Origin of the sequence: Oceanobacillus sp. FSL W7-1304 (assembly GCF_037969805.1) — a bacterium.
GTDB lineage: Bacteria > Bacillota > Bacilli > Bacillales > Amphibacillaceae > Oceanobacillus > Oceanobacillus profundus.
In genome coordinates, this window is the sequence record NZ_CP150211.1 from 308,763 (window position 1) to 329,536 (window position 20,774).

Below are 20,774 nucleotides of genomic sequence, written 5' to 3' on the forward strand. Positions count from 1 at the left end.
GTATAATAGACTTTAAATTGGGATGTGGAAGAAGGGGACATGAATACCGTGATCGTAAAAGATAGAAAAGAGTCGTTAAATGCAGAACAGCTAGTTGCTTTGTATGCCCAGATGAGACAAAACGGGGATCATTTAAATGCATCTAAAATCCTTGACATTTATGAAAAGCACCAAAAACATGAGCTGATAATAAGTTTTGCTGGACACTTTTCAGCCGGGAAATCTTCGATGATTAATGCATTGTTAGAAGAAGAAATTTTACCGAAGAGTCCAATACCTACCAGTGCAAACGTTGTTAAAATTACTTCAGGTGATGCTGTTGCAAGGGTGTTTTTTACGACAGAGCAGCCTGTTGAATACAAAGAACCATATGATATTGAAATGATTAAGGAATATTCAAAGGATAAAGAGGCAATTAAAAAAATAGAAATAAGCACTGGTAAACAAATCGTACCTGTTGGATCTGCACTTATTGATACACCTGGTATTGATGCTGCAGATGATGCAGATCGAATTATGACAGAGGCATCCTTACATTTAGCTGACGTTTTATTTTATGTGATGGATTATAATCATGTACAATCAGAGGTTAATTTACAATTCTTGAAGTCAATTCAAGAGAAAAAATTGCCTTATTTTGTTGTTATTAACCAAATTGACAAGCATGATGAACAGGAACTACGTTTTGTATCGTTCGACAAAAGTATTAAACAAACGTTTGATCAATGGAACTTAAAGCCAAATAATATCTATTATACTTCACTAAAAGAACCGAATATAGCGCATAACGCATTTGAGCAAATCAAAGAAAAAATATTTATTATGATGGGGCCAGACCGTCCAAAATATCTTCATATTAAACAATCCGTACGACAAGTAATGGATGAGCACCGGTCATTTCTTGCAACAAAATATGAATCCCTGATTGATGATCTAACAGCCGGTGAGGCGACGAGATCCGATGATTCGTATTTAGATGAACTTGAAGCAACAGAAGAAAAATTATTATACCTAGAGAATGAACCGATAAAATTTGAGCAGGAATTTTTGGAAGAGCTGCAACAAACATTAAATAATGCCTATTTGATGCCAGCAAATCTTAGGGATAAAGCACAATTATTTTTAGAATCACAGCAATCCGATTTTAAGGTCGGGCTATTTGCCTCGAAAAAGAAAACGAAAGAGGAAAAAAATACACGAGCAGAACAATTTCTCGCTCTATTAAAAGAAAACATGCACAAGTCTATTGAATGGAAGTTTCGCGATAAGCTACTAGTATTGTTGAAAAAATATGCTATACATGATACTTCCCTTCAAAATGAAATTAATGGGATGGTGGTTACATACGAGCTTGACCATCTACTGCAATTAATGAAGCCTGGTGCGAAAGTGAATGGAGATTATGTATTAAATTATACGAATGATGTATCGGCAAATATTAAAAGCATATATAAACAGCTTGCAAGAAAACAATTGCATGTTATGCAATCATTAATTGTTAAAAAGAATGAGGATGCAAAGAGAGTCCATGAGCATAATTTTACTCATTTCAAAAATCAACAGAATATAAGTGAAACAATAAAGCAGCTGCAATCAGAATGGCAAGCAGCATATGCGAAGTTAGAGAGACAATATAGTGAACCAAAAGTTGATGCGTCCGGATGGGAATTAGTTAAGCAAGCATTAGAAAGGAAGCCCAAACCAATTAGGGTAGTGGCAGACAAAAGGACAGTCTCGACTAGAGAATACAATAAACCTAGTGAAAAGGATTTCAAGAATAATGGTTTTACGAAGGAAATGAAAATGGAGGATGTCGTTGAGAGCATTGAATCGACGATAAAACTAATTCGTGAGTTGCCAGGATTTGAGTCTTTAAAGACAGACTTATCGGAGAAAGCAAATCGACTGAGAAACCGCTCCTATACGATAGCTCTTTTCGGGGCATTTAGTGCTGGTAAATCATCGTTTGCAAATGCGTTGATGGGTGAGAAAGTATTGCCTGTCTCACCAAACCCAACAACTGCAACAGTGAACAGAATTTGCCCTGTTAATGATAAACACCCGCACGGTACTGTTGTCGTTACCTTAAAAGATCAAGCAATGTTAGCCCGAGACTTACAAATGATTACAAAGAAGTTATCACCAAAAGGTTCAGAGTTTGACGAACTAATTGAATGGGTTAAAGCAAATGAACTTGAGAAGAGTGAGCAATTAAACAAGATGTATCAAGCTTATTTACATGCTATGTTAAAAGGTTACGAGGTCCATCGAAACTTTATCGGGAAAGATATTACGATTAACCTTGAACAGTTTGCAAGCTATGTAACAGACGAGACGAAAGCTTGTTATATCGAATCCATTAGCCTATATTATGATTGTGCACTTACAAGAGAAGGGATTACACTTGTTGATACACCAGGAGCAGATTCCATTAATGCACGGCACACGAACGTTGCCTTCGAGTATATTAAGCATGCAGATGCAATTCTTTATGTAACCTATTATAACCACGCTTTATCACGCGCAGATAAAGACTTTTTGATGCAATTAGGACGTGTAAAAGAAGCATTTCAGTTAGATAAAATGTTTTTTATTGTCAATGCGTCGGATTTAGCCGCTGACGAAGCAGAATTAAAGCTCGTAACGGATTATGTGCAAGGACAATTATTACAATTAGGTATCCGACTTCCAAGGCTCTACCCGGTTTCAAGCAAAACATCATTGGAACAAAAAATAGCAAAACAATCGCTTAACAAACAAATGCAGCAACTGGAAGCTGATTTTTACCAGTTTATATATCATGACCTTTCGTCTCTCACAATTGAATCAGCAATTCGTGATATGGGAAGAACGAGCCACACACTAGATAATTATATCCAATCCATAAACATGGACCATCAGGAGAAAGAAACTAGGGCAAATGATATAAAAACGAAGGCAAATAAACTGGTATCAGAAATTAATGCCTATGATGCTTCAGTTTATCAGGATCAAATTGCTCAAAAAATAGAAAAGCAATTGTTTTATGTTTTAGAAAGACTATCAATTCGTTTTCATGATATGTTCAAAGAAATGTATAATCCGACAACCATTACCGAATCAGGGAAGAAAGCACAAAATCAGCTAAGAGAAAGCTTGGATAATTTGCTCGAATACATTGCTTTTGAGCTTCATCAAGAGCTGCAAGCTGTGTCGCTTCGAATAGAGTCCTATATGCACGAGCAATTAAATGAATTCTTCCAGGCTTTGGCCGGTAAAAGTGTAGAGAGCGATTCATTATTTGAACTGCCAGATATGAAACAGCTGGAAATTGATACACCAGCCTTTCAAAAAGGTTTATCTGACATTGATTCCAATCAATTTAATGCTGTATTTTCTAAGTACAAAGGCACGAAAGCTTTCTTTGAAAAAAATGAAAAAGAATTTATGAAGGAACAGATGTATGCTATAATAAAACCTTGTGCACAGCAATATTTAGATACAAATCATTCTTTCATGCAAAGCTCTTACCAAAATCAATTGGATAGCCTTGTTGAAAATATTCGTGCGCAAGCGGAACGAAATGCCCACTTGCAAGTAGATAATTATTTAAAAATGCTGCAATCTACAGTGGATATACCAGTTCTGCTAGAAAAGCAGAAACAGTTAAAGTCGATTATAAAGCATTAGAGGAAGTGTTAAAATATGGATAAAAAAAATGTATTGCTCGTTGATGGAATGGCCCTTTTGTTTCGTGGCTTTTTTGCAACATCTTTTAGAGGGAACTTCATGCGAACGAGTAAAGGAATTCCCACAAATGGTATTTATCAATTTATGCGTTACTTTTTAGATGCAGTCGATACATTTAAACCATCACATGTAATATGCTGCTGGGACATGGGCAGCAAGACTTTTCGTACAGAGTTGTATGAAGGCTATAAAGCAAACCGAGATGCGCCGCCAGAAGAACTGATTCCACAATTCGATTTGGTTAAAGAAGTAGTGGAAGCATTTGATATGCCAAACATTGGTTTAGTAAACTTTGAAGCAGATGATTGTATTGGAACTCTCGCGCGCATCTATAGCAAAACAGATGAAGTAATAATTCTTACTGGTGATCAGGACATACTGCAGCTTGTTGATGAGGGCATCCGTGTTGCGATCATGAAAAAAGGACAAGGAAACTACGAAGTGTTTGATCGTCATAATTTTTATGAGAAAAAGGGAATTTCTCCAGAGCAAATTATTGATTTAAAAGGACTAATGGGTGATACCGCTGATAACTATCCAGGTGTTAAAGGCATTGGCGAAAAAACGGCATTAAAGCTCTTGCAGGAATATGAAACAATTGATAATTTGCTAGATAATATAGATAAGCTTCCAAAAGGTGTTCAAACAAAAATTAACAACAATTTGGACATGCTTCACTTATCAAGGTCATTAGCTCGGATTAAATGTGATGTTCCAATCAGCTGTTCATTAGACACGGCATTATGGAAATATGATAAAGATAGAGTTTCAATGAAATTTGAGGAATTAGAATTTAAAAATTTAGCAAAATTAATATAAAGCTTTATTTCGAATCAATCCTCTGTATGCAAATATACAGGGGATTTTTTTGACCTTTTACATTTCCGGTATACGGCAGTGGGGTATATAACAAAAAAGCTGGGGTATTTATTTCTCTGAAGAAAATGGTTTCTGTTGTAGTTAAGCGGGGTTGGAATGTTTTAAACCAAATTCGTTCTTTATTAAGAAACAAACTATTTTTCCAGATAGTTCGTTATAAAGAAATTATTTGTAATGAAGTAAGATCAAAGATTTTCATTAGATATAAATAATGGTAATGGCTGCAAGAAATGTCTATAATAAAGATTACAAAACAATAATTATTTAAGTACTACGTAGTGGAGGAGGAAATGGAATGTATTTCCCTTCGAAAAAGGATAAATGGTTAACGATTGTAATCTGGGGAATTGCTTTGCTCGGATTTATCACACCACTAATAAAAGCACAGCTGATTTCCGCTTTTATCATGCTGCTTTTAGGGCTATTTCTTTTATGGTTTTGGTTTAAAACTGGTTATAAAATAGAGGGTGGAAAAATTAAAATTCATTATGGTCCAATCCGCCAAACAATAAAAATAAATGAGATTGAAGTTATCATGAAATCGAAGTCACCTTTAACAGCGCCAGCACTATCGATGGATCGTATTCAAATTAGATGTGGAAGGTATGATATATTTTCGATTTCTCCACAAAATCAAGATCGATTTTTAGAGGTTATTACGGATATGAATCCAGATATTTCACTTGATACTAGGTTACTAAATAAATAATTCAGAATGGAAAGTAGAGGTTAATTATGCAAGTAGTACATAATGTAACAGAATTAATCGGTAATACGCCATTAGTAAAGCTCAATAAGCTAGTTCCACAGGGCGCAGCAGATATTTATATTAAGCTGGAAATGTTTAATCCAAGTAAGAGTGTGAAAGATCGTGCAGCAGCTAATATGATTAAAGTTGCAGAAGAGAAGGGACTTATTAAGCCTGGAGACACGATTATTGAGCCGACGAGCGGAAATACAGGAATTGGCCTTGCGATGACTGCAGCTGCTAAAGGGTATAAAGCAATACTCGTCATGCCCGATAATAGTACAATGGAAAGAAGGAATATTTTAAAAGCTTATGGTGCAGAGGTTGTATTAACTCCAAGTGAAGAGAAGATGCCAGGTTCCATTAAAAAGGCACTGGAGATACAAGCGGAAATCCCTGGAAGCTTTATCCCGCAGCAATTTGAAAACACTGCCAATTCGGATATTCATCGAACGACAACTGCGCTGGAAATTATGGAGCAGACCGATGGGGAGCTGGATGCATTCGTCTGTACAGCTGGAACTGGAGGGACAGTAACCGGAACTGGCGAAACATTGAAGCAGAAAATTCCTGGAATTCATATAGCAGTTGTAGAGCCAAAAGGATCACCAGTCCTCTCGGGAGGAAAGCCGGGAAAGCATAAATTAGTCGGAACCAGTCCTGGTTTTATACCAGATATATTGAATACAAGTGTGTATGACGAAATTATTCAAATCAGCGATGAAGAAGCGATTGGTTTATTACGGAGATTGGCACAGGAAGAAGGTATTTTTATTGGGCCTTCTGGTGCGGCAGCAGTTTATGCTGCAATAGAAGTCGCTAAAAAGCTAGGTGAAGGAAAAAGAGTAGTTTGTATTGCGCCTGATACAGGTGAACGCTATTTAAGTATGAATCTTTTCGATGGCGTTTAATAATCATTGTTAATATCTTATCGTGATAAAGACCCTTGAAAAGTTCAAGGGTCTCTTAATTATGCCTTAAAAACCGTTGACCCTTGTGTTGACATTTTGTCAACGTGAAGGTATAGTACAACATAATGTGTATCCTCAAACACAGAATTTAATATGATTATTGATTGATAGAGAGGATGAGAGAATGGACATAAAAAGTGCAAATAATAAATTAGGTAAACGAATAAGAGAATTGTTACAGGATAAATCAATGTCAATGCGTCATTTAAGTAAGTTGACGGATATTGACACAGCGACAATATCACGAATTATTAATGGGAAAAGAAAAGCCAATTTAAATCATTTAGAAAACTTTGCCAAAAGCCTTGAAGTTCCAGTAGTCGATTTAATTGAAGCTGCTGGTTATCGTTCAAAAGATAACGAAGAAGAAAATCGTCCTGGTGTTGAGAAGGAGCTTAAATATACCAAAAAATTACTTGCCGCATATCAGATTGAAGAGGAAAGACTGACAATGGAAAATATCGAGCAAGAATTAAAAGTGCATCAGGAATATAGTCAAACTGATGAGGGGCGAAGAATGATTATTACAAGCTTTAAAGAAAAGCTTAAAAAAGCTGGCTCTGCAAATTCGTTTGTTCAGCAATTGGAAGACATGTACCATCGATTTCGTCTGCAAAAGGGTACAAAAACAGAGGTTACACTTTTGGGTGGAGCTTTGATTTATTTTATTTTGACGATTGATATGATTCCTGATTATATGTTTGCTATCGGTTTTCTTGATGATGTACTAATTGTTAAATATACAATGTTTCTATTGAAATTTTAAGATGCTTTTTTGTTTTAAATTTTTGAAAGGGTAAAAGGTTAGAACATGCAGAAAAAAAATAGTCCATTAGACTATCAGTTATTATTCATTATTTTAGTTCTTTTAATTTTTAGTTGTTTCGCTGTGTACAGTGGGTCTGGACAATATGGGGAATCAGGATACTATGTGCTTCGGCAAATTATCTGGTACTGCATCGGGATAGCAATCATGTTTGGAGTAGCAGCTTTTGATTATGAGCTGTTGGAGAAATTGGCAAAACCACTATATTGGATCGGGGTCTTTTCTTTACTGCTGGTTCATTTATTTGGTGTAGAAAAGAACGGATCACAACGATGGATTAGCCTAGGTTTCATTGAATTGCAGCCATCAGAATTTATGAAAATATTCTTACTCGTGTATCTAGCTGTATATTTGAAAAAAATAGGTGAAGATAGAATTTCCTTCAAAAAGAGTATTCCGGTAGTAATAAGAATCGGCATCATAACCATTATTCCTATCTTATTCATTTATACACAGCCTGATTTGGGCTCTTCTCTAATAATAATCTCCATTGCTTTAACTTTATTTTTTATTTCCAGTCTCTCGCTTAAGATGATTATGTTAAGTGTTACGGTTATGACAAGTGCTATTGGATTTCTTATGTATCTTTACACGTACAAAAATGATCTATTTACACATATTTTTAAGCCGCATCAGCTTGGGAGGATTTATGCTTGGATAAGTCCAGATAAATATTCTTCGGGATACGGATATCAACTAAAGCAATCAATGCTAGGTATTGGATCGGGGCAATTAACTGGTACTGGGTTTAATCAAGGTGTACAGGTAAATATGGGGAAAATACCTGAAGCGCATACCGACTTTATTTTTGCTGTAATTGGTGAGGATTTCGGATTTGTAGGTGCAAGTTTACTTCTCTTTACATATTTCTTATTGTTTTATCGGATTTTAAAAATTGCTCACAAATCGAACACTTTGCTTGGTGTTTATATATGTGTAGGGGCTATTGGTTTAATTGCCTTTCAAGTATTTCAAAATATAGCTATGACAATCGGTCTAATGCCAATAACAGGGCTTGCTTTACCATTGATTAGTTATGGGGGAAGCGCTCTAATAACGAACATGATTGCATTAGGCTTAGTTTGCAGTGTTCGTATGCGGTCTAAAAAATATATATTTAGTGATGGTGTTTAATTCATCTGAAAGATATGGTGGTAATCATGGCAACTTTTATTAGAAACAAATTTAGAAAAATAGATTATTCATTGCTAATCAGCATTTTATTATTGGCTGGTTTTGGTGTAATCATGGTATATAGCGCTAGTTACCCAATCTCATATGTCCATTATGGAGATGCCAATTATTTTTTTTCAAGACAGATTCAATGGTTGCTGATCGGCCTGTTCTTTTTTTCTATTGCAGCAATTTTGCCTTACCGGCTTTATGGTAAGTTAAGCCCAGCTTTCATATTCATGTCCATTTTATTGCTAATCATTATCTTAATGCCTGGAATTGGTGTTGAACGTAATAATTCACAGAGATGGATACAGCTTGGAGGGTTTGTTTTTCAGCCTACTGAGCCGATCAAGTTATTCATGATCATTTATTTTGCTTATTTTTATTCACAGAAGCAAGCCTATATCAATCAGTTTAAAAAAGGTGTTTTACCCCCGCTATTAATTTTGGGGGTTATGTTTTTATTAATATTGAAACAACCTGATTTAGGATCCGCTGCATTAATTTTATTCGTATGCGGAATAATTGTCGTTTGTTCCGGCGTAAGAAAAATTCATTTATTTATTTTAGGCAGTGTTGGATTAATTGGAGTTATTTATTTCGCTTTTACATCAGCTTACCGTTTTGAGCGCATTACCTCCTTTTTAAATCCGTTTGAAAACCATTTAGGTTCAGGCTACCAACTTGTGAACTCTTATATTGCTATTGGAACAGGTGGAATATGGGGAGCAGGTCTTGGTAACAGTGTTCAGAAATTAGGTTATTTACCAGAGGCTCATACGGATTTCATTATGGCTATTATTTTGGAGGAAATAGGAGTATTTGGCCTGATTATTGTTTTGGGTTCTTATTTGTTCATCATGCTTCGAGGAATAAGGATTGCGAAGGATTGTAAAGATATGTTTGCAAAGCTATTGGCGATAGGGATTACATTTCAAATTATGATCCAAGCCATTTTTAATTTAGGTGCGGTTTCTGGAATGCTTCCAATTACAGGTATCACGTTGCCACTCGTAAGCTACGGAGGATCTTCTTTATTATTTACACTAATTTCTGCCGGTATTTTGGTTAACATATCTACTTTAACTAAAGGTGCTGGCTAATATAGGGATACGATTTTGCTTTATTGGTTTTGGGTAATTCTCTTAACCGATAAAGCTTTTTTATTTTGTTACTCATGCGTCTCACAACTTTATAAAAAGTCATTTATTTTTCAACCTCAACTGGGCAACCTATAGAATGGCAAAAATAATGAAAGGGTGTTTATAAAGAATGATGAAAAAAATCTTGTTAACAGCCGTATTTATGACTGGTATGATTTGGCAGATGCCAAGTATTTCAGCTTCCTTCCATGAGGATGTGGTTTGGAAATCGTTTGGCAATCACAATGAAAAACAGGAAACGGATAAGCGTTTTTTCAAAAGTAAAGCATTGTTAAAGCTGCACGCTAAAGAATTAGGGATTGATATGGCGGGGAAGGACGATGAAACACTTGCCAAGGAAATATATGAGGCAATGGTTCTTCAAGCTGCTAAGAAGTTAGATATTGAATCAGAGGGGAAATCAACGGAAGAATTAAAAGAGGAAATTTATCATGCTAAAGTAATAGAAAAAGCTAAAGAACTTGATGTTGAGATGAAGGGGAAAGAGCCGGATGCATTGGCTCGGGAAGTGCATGAAATTCTAATGAAGCAAAAAGCAATTGAGCTAGGAGTTTCTGTGCAAGGAAAGGATTCTAACGCATTAAAAACTGAAATTAGGAAAGCTGCGCTAACAAAGAAAGCGGCAAAATTAGGAATTATGACAAAAGGAAAAGAAGTACATGAAATTAAAAATGAGATATATGTGGCAAAGATTATTCAATCAGCTGAAAAGCTAGACATTGATATAGCGAATAAAGATGCGGAGCAGCTTTTAGATGAAATTATTTCGGAGCACTTTGAACAAGCAAAGGAACTTCAAATCTACCCATTTAAAGCTTCATCATAAAAAAACAGGCTGGAAAAATCCAGCCTGTTTGGCAGATAGGAAGGTATGACACTTTTGATATCTGCATCAGTATAGCAGAGGAAGAAAACTTGCTTTCCAAGGAAGCAAAACACTTTCCTAAAAAATGCCTTTATCAAATTAGATGATAAATGCCAATCCAGCAGTCAAGGTCGACACGAGCATTAAAATAATCATGATATAAACAATAATTTTATTTCTTCGTTCACGTTTTGATTTTTTTCTTGGAGCCGATTTATAATTTGAATTTGCAGCCATTAAAGAACCTCCTTCTAAAAACACATTCCTATTGAATATTTTAACTTGAAAACCTATTATGGACAAGTCATAAAAAGAGCCTACCTGTTTTTCATTAGAAATGGATTGGAATATCTCGCTGTAAAAAATGCTCAACTTATAGTAGCCTATATATTAGGATAGGAGGATTTTATATGATAACTGTAAATCAAGAAAGATTAGTAGAAGAATTTATCGAGCTTGTAAAAATTGATTCCGAGACGAAATTTGAAACGGAAATTGCTGAAGTATTAAAAGATAAATTTACAAACCTAGGTGTAGAAGTGTACGAAGATGGAAGCAAAGATATGACCGGCCATGGTGCAGGGAATCTAATTTGCACATTAAAAGGAAATGTGGAGGGCGCTGATACCATCTACTTCACATCCCACATGGATACCGTTGTACCTGGAAGAGGAATACAACCATCAATTAAGGACGGCTACATTACTTCAGATGGCACGACTATTTTAGGAGCGGATGATAAAGCAGGCCTTGCAGCTATGTTGGAGTCAATACGTGTTATAAAAGAAAATAATATTCAGCATGGGGATATCCAATTTGTCATAACGGTTGGAGAAGAATCTGGTTTAGTCGGAGCGAAAGAGTTAGACCGCTCTCGCATTAAAGCTAAATATGGTTATGCGCTTGACAGTGATGGTGAAGTTGGTGATATCGTTGTAGCTGCACCGACACAAGCAAAGGTGTTTGCTGTTATTAAAGGGAAAACAGCACATGCAGGATTAGAGCCTGAAAAAGGTATATCAGCGATTACACTTGCTGCAAAAGCTATTTCGAAGATGCCGCTCGGAAGAATTGATGAGGAAACGACGGCTAATATCGGTCGATTTGAAGGTGGGAAACAAACGAATATCGTTGTGGACCATGTTGAAATCCTCGCAGAAGCAAGATCACTCGTACCTGAAAAAATGGAAGCCCAAGTAGCTAAAATGAAAGAGGCTTTTGAAAACACTGCAGCAGAATATGGCGGATCTGCTGAGGTTAATGTGAAAGTAATGTATCCCGGTTTCAATCAACGGGCTGGTGACCAAGTAGTAGAAGTAGCTCGTCAAGCTGCTGAATCAATTGGTCGAGAAAGTAAACTGCTAAAAAGCGGTGGGGGAAGTGACGCGAATGTAATCGCGGGTTTTGGTATCCCAACCGTAAACTTAGCAGTAGGTTATGAAGGGATACACACAACAAACGAGCGCATTGCTGTGGCTGATCTAGTCAAAGTAGCCGAACTCGTTACCGCAATAATAAAAGAGGCAGCCAATAGCTAGAATAGTCAACCTCCTATGTGTCGTCACACATAGGAGGTCTTTCTATTTATGATATACTAGAGTAATAATGCTAACAAAGGATGGAAAAAATAATGGCAATTTCTGAACAGAAAAAAGGAAGAGTCATTTTTCATATTGATATGAATTGCTTTTATGCATCAGTTGAAATGGCTTATAACCCGAATTTAAAAGGAAAGCCACTAGCTATCGCTGGAAACCCTGAGGAGCGCAAAGGAATTATCGTGACAAGCAGCTACGAAGCAAGAGCAAAAGGCGTAAAAACAACGATGACGATTTGGCAAGCAAGAAAGCTTTGTCCAGAGCTTATTATTATGAAGCCTAATTTTGATCGTTATCGGCTTGCTTCTAAAGAAATTTTTAAAATGCTTGCTGAAATTACTCCTTATGTTCAGCCTGTTTCGATTGATGAAGGGTATATGGATGTTACAGATACAGATGCACTAGGAACGCCGCTGGAAATTGCACAAAATCTCCAGCAAAGCATTTTAAATGAATTGGATATACCTTGCAGTATTGGAATCGGGCCCAATAAATTTTTAGCTAAAATGGCATCGGATATGAAAAAACCACTGGGAATAACGGTCTTGCGAAAGCGAGAGCTAGACCAAACATTATGGCCTTTACCAGTTGGAGAAATGTACGGTATTGGAGAAAAAACAGCGAATAAATTAAATACGATTCATGTTGAAACAATTGGAGATTTAGCTAAAAAGGATGTCTATGAGCTGAAGCAGTTGCTTGGGATTAATGGAGAGCGATTGAAAAACAGAGCGAATGGTATCGATTTAAGACCTGTTGATCCTGATGCAATTTATGAATTTAAAAGTATTGGAAGTTCACAAACCTTACCAGATGACACGATAGACTGGAATGAGATTAACAGCTTAATGCGTCTGCTGGCAGATAATGTGGAAAGGAGAATGAAACGTAAAAACGCAGCCGGAAGAAGTGTGCAAATTACAATTCGCTATCATGATCGTAAAACCATTACAAGAAGCAGGAAGCTGCAAACGTACATTGATCAGAAGGCGGATATTCTTTTTATAGCGAATGAATTATTCGAACAGCATTGGAATGGGGAGCCAATACGTCTATTAGGGATTACGGTTCAAGATGTAGAGGAAAAACAGCAGCTTGGCCAGCAGCTTGACCTATTTACTTATGAGAATGAAGCAAAAAAAGAGAAACTTTACGCTGTTATTGATGATTTGGCAGAAAAATATGGGAAAAATCCTTTCAAGCAATTGGAAGGTAACGAAAAAAAAGATAATGCACAGCCGAGAACAAGTTTTCAAAAAGACTTTCTCGATGACTATAAAAAGTAAATCCCGCAACCTTAAAGGTGCGGGATTTTGCATGCTATTTTATCATATTTTTCACTACTGTTTCTGCTAGTTTGCTTCCAGGGTAACGGAAAGGTAAATCGAATTTTGTTGTTTGTTTTAAGATACCTTTCTTGTGGGAGAAGGTATCAAAGCTGTGTTTCCCATGATAAGCCCCTATTCCGCTATTACCAACTCCCCCAAATGGAAGGTGAGGATTTGCTAAGTGATATAATGTATCATTTATGGATCCACCACCGAAGGAAACATACTCCATAACTTGCTGCTGCATTTTTTCATTATCACCAAAATAGTATAGTGCAAGTGGTTTTTCCATTTTTTTAATTTTATAAAGTGTATCTTCAATATTTGTGAATGTAAGCACAGGCAAAATCGGTCCGAAAATTTCTGATTTCATAACAGAGTCTTCCCAGGTGATTTTGTCCAATATCGTCGGTTCAATCATGAGTGATTCCCGGTCTGAATTACCGCCATGTAATACCGTGCCATCTGTCAGGAATGCTTCAAGACGATTAAAATGCTTTTCATTGATGATTTTCGTATAATCACTGTTCCGAAGTGGATCTTTCCCGTAAAATGATTTGATATACTTTTTCATTGCCTTAAGCAGCTTAAACTTAACGGACTCATGAACATATACATAATCTGGGGCAACGCAGGTTTGCCCAGCGTTCGTAAATTTCCCCCAAATAATCCTTTTCGCTGCAAGGTTAATATTTGCATCCTCGTCAACAATAGCTGGGCTCTTACCACCAAGCTCAAGTGTAACTGGTGTTAAATGCTCACTTGCCGCACGCATGACGATTTTTCCAACTTCTGAACTACCAGTAAAGAAAATTGAATCAAAACGTTGTTTCAATAATGCAGTACTTACTTCCTGTCCACCTTCAATAACGGTTACGTACGAACTATCGAATGCGCCCTCTATCATATCTGCCAGAAGCATGGAAGTTGCTTTTGCATGCTCTGACGGTTTTATAATAACACAGTTTCCGGCAGCGATTGCTCCGATAACAGGGGCTAAAGCTAGCTGTAACGGGTAATTCCAAGGTGAAATCACTAACACTACTCCATAAGGCTCTTTCATAATATAACTTTTGGAGCCCTTATGTGTAATTGGGGAAGGCACTTTCTCGGCAGCCATCCAGTACCTGAGATTTTTAATAGCTACATCAATTTCAGAGTAAAGAAACCCAAGTTCCGTTGTTAATGTTTCATGTTTTGATTTATTTAAATCCTTTTTCAATGCCATATAGATTTTGCTTTCATGCTTTTTTAGCATTTCTCTTAGCTTTTCTAATCTATCTTTGCGAAAAGTATAATCTACGGTATTTCCGTTTTGAAAAAAAGCTCGTTGATTATTTACAATTGTTTCGATGTATTCCATAAAAAAACGCTCCTCTAGTTTTTGGTTGCTATAAGAAACCGGGAAAAATCTTTTGCTAGATAGGTCTCGGAAAAAATTTCCCGAGCTTCCTCAATTATTTGTTGATCATCTTCTGTTTGATAACGCGAAGAAATATGTGTTAATAGTAGCTGTTTTACACCACTTCTAGCAGCAAGTGTTGCAGCCTCTGTATTCGTGGAGTGAAAGTAGCTTTGTGCTAACTCTGCTTTATCACTCGTAAAAGTAGCTTCGTGGATTAGTAAATCGGCGCCTTCAACGAACTCACCATAGTCCTTTTGACTTCGTGTGTCGCCAAGTATACAAATAACCCGTCCTTCTTTTTTAGGACCGATAAAGTCTTTTTGATATAAAGTTTGGCCGTCTTCTAATTGTACCATTTTATTGTTTTTAATTTGACTATAAATTGGCCCTGGTTCAATCCCGGTATCCATTAGTTTGTTAACGAGTAGCTCTCCGGTTTTATCTTTTTCTGTTATGCGGAATCCATAACTTGGAATACCGTGATCCAGCAGTTTAGCATGGACAGTGAACTTTTCATCTTCTAAAATAATGCCTTCATTAATTTCTACTGTTTTTAGTGGATAGTTGAGATGTGTACCACTGATGTCTAAGCATGTATGAATATATTCTGAGATTCCTTTAGGGCCGTATACGGTTAATAATCCTTCTCCAGCTTGAAAGGAGCGACTGCTTAAAAGACCAGGCAGACCATAAATGTGGTCTCCATGTAAGTGGGTAATGAAAATTTTATTTATTTTTCTAGGTTTAATGCTAGTCCGTAAAATCTGATGCTGTGTAGCTTCTCCGCAGTCAAACAGCCAAATGCTGTTTAACTCCTGTAATAGCGATAATGCTATTGCTGATACATTGCGCTCTTTAGAAGGAACCCCTGCGCCTGTACCAAGAAATATTACTTCCATAATAAACCTCCATCTAACATTCCGTTTCGTGCTATTTTAAGTGCGTGTTCAAAAAGAAGGATAAAAAGAACCGAGGTCGTCAAAGATCGAAATGTCCTTTTGCGACGCCGACACTGGCACGTTCTGTGCGAAGGTCTACTGATCTCGATTTGTATCATTTTTACCGGACTTATTGAACAACCCTTTAAAATTTATTTCGATATAGTAGTGCTTTATTTGGTACATCTGTAAATATCCCATCACAGCCTAGCCGGAAGCATCGCATCATTGGTGAAAAATGATTAACAGTATAGACACGAACTCGCATGTCCTCCTGCTGGCATTTTTGAATTAATGCTTTATTTAATAATCGATATTTAACATGAATTGCTTTTGCACCTAACTCTTTTGCATAACGTGCTAAATTATTGATTTTACGCGATGTCAGCAATCCAATTTCAATCGTTGAGCTTAATTGGCTAAAACGTTGTACACTTTTTGGGTTGAAAGTTGAAATAGTTGTCCGATCTACAACATTGTATTGATTAAGCAGTTCAAACACGATTGGTTCCAAATACATATAGTCTATTTTATTATTTTTCAGTTCAAGATGTAAGTGCAGAGGCGTATCACTCATCCATTGCAGAAATTCTTCCAGTGTTAGAATTGTTGCGCCTGCAAACTTTTTCGAAAACCACGAGCCCGCATCTAATTGTTTTAATTCTGCAAGGTGATAATCTTTTATGTAACCATAACTGTTTGTTGTTCGTTTTACTTGCTCATCATGAATTAGAACCGGGATATTATCTTTTGTTAACTGTACGTCCGTTTCAATTGCCTCAGCTTTCATACGAAGCGCTAGCTCGAATGCTGGCATCGTATTTTCTGGAGCAAGTTTGCTAGCGCCGCGATGCGCGATGATCATTGTCATACATTTCACCTCTTTATAATTGTGTTAGATTTTACGCTAAAAGTCAATTTAGACAAGCAAAGACTGCCTTACTAAAAATCGTTAAAATTGAAGTATGTAATGAAGGACGGTAGAATTAGTAATAATAAAAAGTTATGACTCTATTTAACTATATGGTATTGAATTTCAATTAAAAGATTGGAACGATTTGATATGATTCATACGGCACTTAACTCTAAAAAGATTATTGTTACAGGAGCATCAAGCGGTATTGGTGAACAGTTGTGCAAGAAGATAGCAGAAAATGGTGGTATTCCAATTATGCTAGCACGTTCTGAAGATAAACTATTAGCAATTCAAATGGACCTAAAATTGGAATTGCAAACAGAAAGTTATATCTATAAAGTTGATTTACAAGATAATGATGACATAGACTTCACTATCCAAACCATTTTAGCTGAGCATGAACAAATACATGGCTTGATTAATAATGCAGGGATTGGTGTCTTTGATGCTGTGGAAGATATGAAATGGCTAGATTTGCATGAGATGTTCCAGTTAAATGTTTTTTCGTTAATGCGAATCACGCAGTTGTTAATTCCTCACTTCAATCAATATAAGCAAGGGCATATTATAAATGTCGCTTCGCAAGCAGGAAAAATTTCCACACCAAAATCAGCTGCCTATGGCGCATCCAAACACGCTGTAATTGGTTTTACCAATACATTGCGTCAAGAAATGGATAGCAAAGGGATTTATGTAACAGCTGTTAACCTCGGTCCTGTCCGCACTAATTTTTTTAAAGTGGCTGATCCGAGCGGAAGCTACAGGCAGAGTGTGGATCGTTATATGCTTGATCCTCATCAAGTTGCTAATACCATTGTTCGTTATTTATTTACAAAGAAGCGGGAAATTAACATGCCTTTCTGGATGGAAGCAGGAAGTGTTTTTTATCGATTATTTCCTGGCCTTATGGAGAAACTCTTGCGTAGCTCTTTTAATAAAAAGTAAAAACGGGATGATTATAATATGAAAAGGGGAACTTAACCATGAAGTTAACAATTACACTTGAAGCTGAACAGAAACTAATGGATATAAGAACAAATGATAGTAGCCTAGTTTTATGGTACGATACAGAGGGATGTGGATGTGGTGTGAATGGACTTCCTACAATTCAATTGGTTTCCGAAAAACAGGATTATTATCAAGAGCTTGCGAGTAATACAATAATTCCAACATTCATTGATAGCAGACAAGCTGTTTTCTTCTCGGAAGACATGAAACTAGATATTCGAAATGGTGTTTTCCGACTTTCAAGTCCGGAAGGTATTCTAAATCCGTTTATTTCTATTCAACAAGCAGTACACAATTGAATTATATTGAATAATGAAAGAGCGAAAAGCAATCACGGATGATTGTTTTTCGCTCTTTTTATAAGTGGTTTTAAGATTTATCGATGACTCGTATACACATTGGCTTTTGTCAGTTGTTTTAACTTGTTATATTCCGCTGTTGTTATTTGCTCTGTGTCTTGGTGTTCGACATTTTCTTTTATCTGTGCCACCCGGCTAGCCCCGAAGACAGCTGTTGCTATTGCAGGGTGTTTTTGAACATACTTTAATGCAAGTGTATTCTGAGATAATTTATGCTGCATTAAGTGTGAAATACCTTGCTGTACCTCCAGTAACTCTGTATAGGAATAATCAAGAAACCCTTCATTTCCTTTTCTTTCAATAACCTTCCCGGCATCGTTGCTTAGCATTCCTTTGGCTAGTGGTCCACGCGCCAGTACGCTAACCTCGTTTGAATGAAGGAGATCTAATGTCGTTTCTTCTGGCCTGCGATCGAGCAAACTATATTGTGTCATTACACCATCAATAGACGAATGCTCAATATATTCACGGATAACATTTGGACGTATTGAAGAAATTCCATAGGCACGAATATGGCCTGCCTTTTTTAATTCTTCGAAAGCGTCAATTGTTTCATGGATCGGGTCATCAATTGTTCCACCATGCAACATATAAAAGTCGATATAATCTGTCTGCAGCCGTTTTAAACTATCCTTAACTGCTTGTTCGATATATTTTTTCGACGGATCCCAAAACCAAGTTTTCTTTTCTTTATCAAAATGATTGCCGACTTTTGTCGTCAGTACAATTTGATCTCTTTTATTTTTAACTGCTTCACCAATAAGTTCTTCATTTTTACCGAAATCATATAAATCCGCAGTATCTAAATGATTAATCCCATAATCAAGCGCAACATCGATAATTTCCTTCGCTTTATTTACATCGGTGCCAAGTGACATACAGCCTAAAGTTAGCTCTGAAATCATAATATCGGATTTTCCTAATCTGTTTTTCTTCATTATCTCCACTCCGTTTCTACATTGCAGTATTTATTTTAATTGTAAGGAGAGCTGTGATAGAAGACAAACTTTTTATACCGGCTACCTGAGATTTCGTATGCTACAATAGGGGAAGAATGTTAATAAGGGTGGTAAATAATGAAGAAGTTTGAAGAGAAAACAATTAAAAGCGAAGAAATATTTAACGGAAAAATAATCAGTTTGCAAGTGGATGATGTAACGTTACCGAATGGTAAAACAGCAAAAAGAGAACTCGTCAAGCATCCAGGTGCTGTAGCGGTTATTCCAATCACGAAGGATAATAAAATAATTTTTGTTGAACAATATCGTAAGCCATTGGAAAAATCGCTAATTGAGATTCCTGCCGGTAAACTTGATCTAAATGAAAATCCACTGGCTGCAGCAGTACGTGAACTAGAAGAAGAGACTGGGTATACGACAAATGATCTTTCATTTGTAACTTCCTTCTATACATCACCAGGGTTTGCTGACGAATTAGTTCATATTTATGTTACGGATCAGTTAGTCAAAATGGAGAATCCACCAAAAGGGGATGATGACGAGTTCGTTGAAGTGCTAGAATTAACACTAGACGAAGCGAAAGAATATGTAGTTGAAGAACGCATCCATGATGCCAAAACAAATTATGCGATACTCTATTTGCATGCCTTAGGGAGGCTTTAGGATTGAACGTCTACTTTGCTGATATGCATATTCATATTGGCCGTGATAAATACGGAAAGCCAGTAAAAATAACAGGCGCAAAAAGCCTAACATTAACGAATATTTTAATGGAGTCAAGTAGAAATAAAGGAATAGATATGATAGGGGTGATTGATTGTCACGCTCCTGCTGTCCAGGAGGAGATAAAATCACTGATTGATAATGGGGAGGCGAGCGAATTACCAGAAGGTGGTATTCGCTTTGAACGAGTAACGCTTATACTCGGTTCGGAAATTGAAATTTACGATGAAAATTGTCTCGGCCCGATTCATGTACTTGTGTATTTACCGACACTTTCCAGTATGGAGGCCTTTTCTAAGTGGTTGTCAACTCGAATGAAAAATATAACCTTAAGTTCACAGAGGTATTACGGATCAGCAAAGCAGCTCCAATATAAAGTAAAGGAATTAGGTGGATTGTTTATTCCTGCCCATGTGTTTACGCCGTTTAAAAGTTTATACGGAAAAGGCGTACGCTGCTCCTTAGGAGAAGTATTAGATCCTGATTTAATTGATGGAATTGAATTAGGACTAAGCTCAGATACTCAAATGGCAGACCAATTATCCGAGCTTCACCGATACACATTTGTAACGAATTCAGATGCGCATTCACTTCCGAAAATTGCTAGAGAATACCAGGAAGTCGTCATGCAGAATCCGACTTTTAAAGAATTTAACTGGGCTTTACATCGTGTTGACGGCAGGCAAATTAAACGTAACTTTGGGATGAATCCACTGTTAGGAAAATACCATACGACAGTGTGCAGCAACTGTTTTGAACAGGTAACAACAGATATTACAAAATGTCCAAAATGTGGTTCTACAAAGATTATTAAAGGTGTTTCTGACCGTATTGAAGAATTAAAAAATACGGATAAACAGGAGGTGGAACGACCTGACTATTTGTATCAAGTTCCACTTGAATATTTGCCAACACTCGGACCAAAAACATTTCAGAAGCTTTTAAATGCATTTGGAACGGAAATGGAAGTTATTCATCATACACCATATCAGAATTTAATAGAAGTTGTACCAGAGAAGCTAGCGAATTCTATTATACAAATGCGTGAGGGAAAATTGCCTATAAAAGCAGGTGGTGGAGGGAAGTATGGAAGCATAGGTCCTTCCTAATTCATTTGGAAATCTAGGATAATTGGTATTTTTATCTCGGAATCCTCATAGTTTTTAACTAAAGACTATCTTAG

General features: G+C 36.6%; 19 protein-coding genes. 14 read left to right on the plus strand and 5 right to left on the minus strand.

Annotated features, from left to right (window positions below):
* The first annotated feature begins 39 nt into the window (after window positions 1–39).
* From NYE61_RS01535 to NYE61_RS01570, 8 genes are all read left to right on the plus strand, one after another.
* Window positions 40–3,669 carry a dynamin family protein gene (locus tag NYE61_RS01535; protein ID WP_303449734.1) on the plus strand — a complete coding sequence of 1,210 codons (3,630 nt, stop codon included), beginning with the start codon at window positions 40–42 and terminating at the stop codon, window positions 3,667–3,669.
* 15 nt (window positions 3,670–3,684) lie between these two features.
* A complete protein-coding gene (locus NYE61_RS01540) occupies window positions 3,685–4,548 on the plus strand; it encodes a 5'-3' exonuclease H3TH domain-containing protein (protein ID WP_118890421.1) in 864 nt (287 codons plus the stop codon).
* Window positions 4,549–4,903: 355 nt separating this feature from the next.
* Window positions 4,904–5,317 carry a PH domain-containing protein gene (locus NYE61_RS01545; RefSeq protein ID WP_118890422.1) on the plus strand — a complete coding sequence of 138 codons (414 nt, stop codon included), beginning with the start codon at window positions 4,904–4,906 and terminating at the stop codon, window positions 5,315–5,317.
* A gap of 26 nt (window positions 5,318–5,343) precedes the next feature.
* Window positions 5,344–6,267, plus strand: a complete 924-nt coding sequence (gene cysK / locus NYE61_RS01550; RefSeq protein ID WP_303449730.1) for a cysteine synthase A — start codon at window positions 5,344–5,346, stop codon at window positions 6,265–6,267.
* A gap of 184 nt (window positions 6,268–6,451) precedes the next feature.
* Entirely contained in the window at window positions 6,452–7,093 is a 642-nt protein-coding gene (locus NYE61_RS01555) for a helix-turn-helix domain-containing protein (RefSeq protein WP_303449728.1), read from the plus strand.
* Window positions 7,094–7,138: 45 nt separating this feature from the next.
* Window positions 7,139–8,287, plus strand: coding sequence for a rod shape-determining protein RodA (gene rodA / locus NYE61_RS01560; RefSeq protein WP_303449725.1), 1,149 nt, complete (start codon window positions 7,139–7,141; stop codon window positions 8,285–8,287).
* A gap of 26 nt (window positions 8,288–8,313) precedes the next feature.
* Entirely contained in the window at window positions 8,314–9,432 is a 1,119-nt protein-coding gene (gene ftsW / locus NYE61_RS01565; protein WP_095308870.1) for a putative lipid II flippase FtsW, read from the plus strand.
* Window positions 9,433–9,601: 169 nt separating this feature from the next.
* Complete coding sequence (locus NYE61_RS01570; protein WP_303449723.1) at window positions 9,602–10,318, plus strand: hypothetical protein; 717 nt, start codon at window positions 9,602–9,604, stop codon at window positions 10,316–10,318.
* A gap of 138 nt (window positions 10,319–10,456) precedes the next feature.
* On the opposite strand, the gene prli42 is transcribed toward NYE61_RS01570, so the two are convergent.
* Window positions 10,457–10,594: a stressosome-associated protein Prli42 gene (prli42, locus tag NYE61_RS01575; RefSeq protein ID WP_095308872.1), complete on the minus strand. Its 138-nt coding sequence runs from the start codon at window positions 10,592–10,594 to the stop codon at window positions 10,457–10,459.
* A 173-nt stretch (window positions 10,595–10,767) separates the two neighbouring features.
* Here prli42 and NYE61_RS01580 point away from each other — a divergent pair, with 173 nt between their 5' ends.
* Both NYE61_RS01580 and NYE61_RS01585 read left to right on the plus strand, forming a co-directional pair.
* Window positions 10,768–11,895 carry a M20/M25/M40 family metallo-hydrolase gene (locus NYE61_RS01580; RefSeq protein WP_303449720.1) on the plus strand — a complete coding sequence of 376 codons (1,128 nt, stop codon included), beginning with the start codon at window positions 10,768–10,770 and terminating at the stop codon, window positions 11,893–11,895.
* 92 nt (window positions 11,896–11,987) lie between these two features.
* Entirely contained in the window at window positions 11,988–13,241 is a 1,254-nt protein-coding gene (locus tag NYE61_RS01585) for a DNA polymerase IV (RefSeq protein WP_095308875.1), read from the plus strand.
* A 34-nt stretch (window positions 13,242–13,275) separates the two neighbouring features.
* Here NYE61_RS01585 and NYE61_RS01590 read toward each other — a convergent pair whose 3' ends face one another.
* The 3 genes from NYE61_RS01590 to NYE61_RS01600 all read right to left on the minus strand — a co-directional run bounded on the left by NYE61_RS01590 (window position 13,276) and on the right by NYE61_RS01600 (window position 16,497).
* Entirely contained in the window at window positions 13,276–14,646 is a 1,371-nt protein-coding gene (locus tag NYE61_RS01590; RefSeq protein ID WP_251658866.1) for an aldehyde dehydrogenase, read from the minus strand.
* Window positions 14,647–14,660: 14 nt separating this feature from the next.
* Window positions 14,661–15,587, minus strand: a complete 927-nt coding sequence (gene rnz, locus NYE61_RS01595; protein ID WP_118890429.1) for a ribonuclease Z — start codon at window positions 15,585–15,587, stop codon at window positions 14,661–14,663.
* A gap of 184 nt (window positions 15,588–15,771) precedes the next feature.
* Entirely contained in the window at window positions 15,772–16,497 is a 726-nt protein-coding gene (locus NYE61_RS01600) for a glycerophosphodiester phosphodiesterase (protein ID WP_118890430.1), read from the minus strand.
* A gap of 177 nt (window positions 16,498–16,674) precedes the next feature.
* Here NYE61_RS01600 and NYE61_RS01605 point away from each other — a divergent pair, with 177 nt between their 5' ends.
* Both NYE61_RS01605 and NYE61_RS01610 read left to right on the plus strand, forming a co-directional pair.
* Window positions 16,675–17,487 (plus strand): SDR family oxidoreductase, encoded by an 813-nt coding sequence (locus NYE61_RS01605; protein WP_303449715.1) that lies wholly within the window; start codon window positions 16,675–16,677, stop codon window positions 17,485–17,487.
* 38 nt (window positions 17,488–17,525) lie between these two features.
* Entirely contained in the window at window positions 17,526–17,849 is a 324-nt protein-coding gene (locus NYE61_RS01610; RefSeq protein ID WP_118890432.1) for an iron-sulfur cluster biosynthesis family protein, read from the plus strand.
* A gap of 77 nt (window positions 17,850–17,926) precedes the next feature.
* Here the strand turns inward: NYE61_RS01610 and NYE61_RS01615 are convergent, their stop codons facing one another.
* Window positions 17,927–18,847 carry an aldo/keto reductase gene (locus NYE61_RS01615; RefSeq protein ID WP_303449712.1) on the minus strand — a complete coding sequence of 307 codons (921 nt, stop codon included), beginning with the start codon at window positions 18,845–18,847 and terminating at the stop codon, window positions 17,927–17,929.
* A gap of 138 nt (window positions 18,848–18,985) precedes the next feature.
* Here NYE61_RS01615 and NYE61_RS01620 point away from each other — a divergent pair, with 138 nt between their 5' ends.
* The gene (locus NYE61_RS01620; RefSeq protein WP_095308884.1) at window positions 18,986–19,531 is read left to right on the plus strand and encodes an NUDIX hydrolase; all 546 of its coding nucleotides are present in this window, start codon (window positions 18,986–18,988) and stop codon (window positions 19,529–19,531) included.
* A gap of 2 nt (window positions 19,532–19,533) precedes the next feature.
* Window positions 19,534–20,700 carry an endonuclease Q family protein gene (locus NYE61_RS01625; protein ID WP_251658868.1) on the plus strand — a complete coding sequence of 389 codons (1,167 nt, stop codon included), beginning with the start codon at window positions 19,534–19,536 and terminating at the stop codon, window positions 20,698–20,700.
* Window positions 20,701–20,774 lie beyond the last annotated feature (74 nt).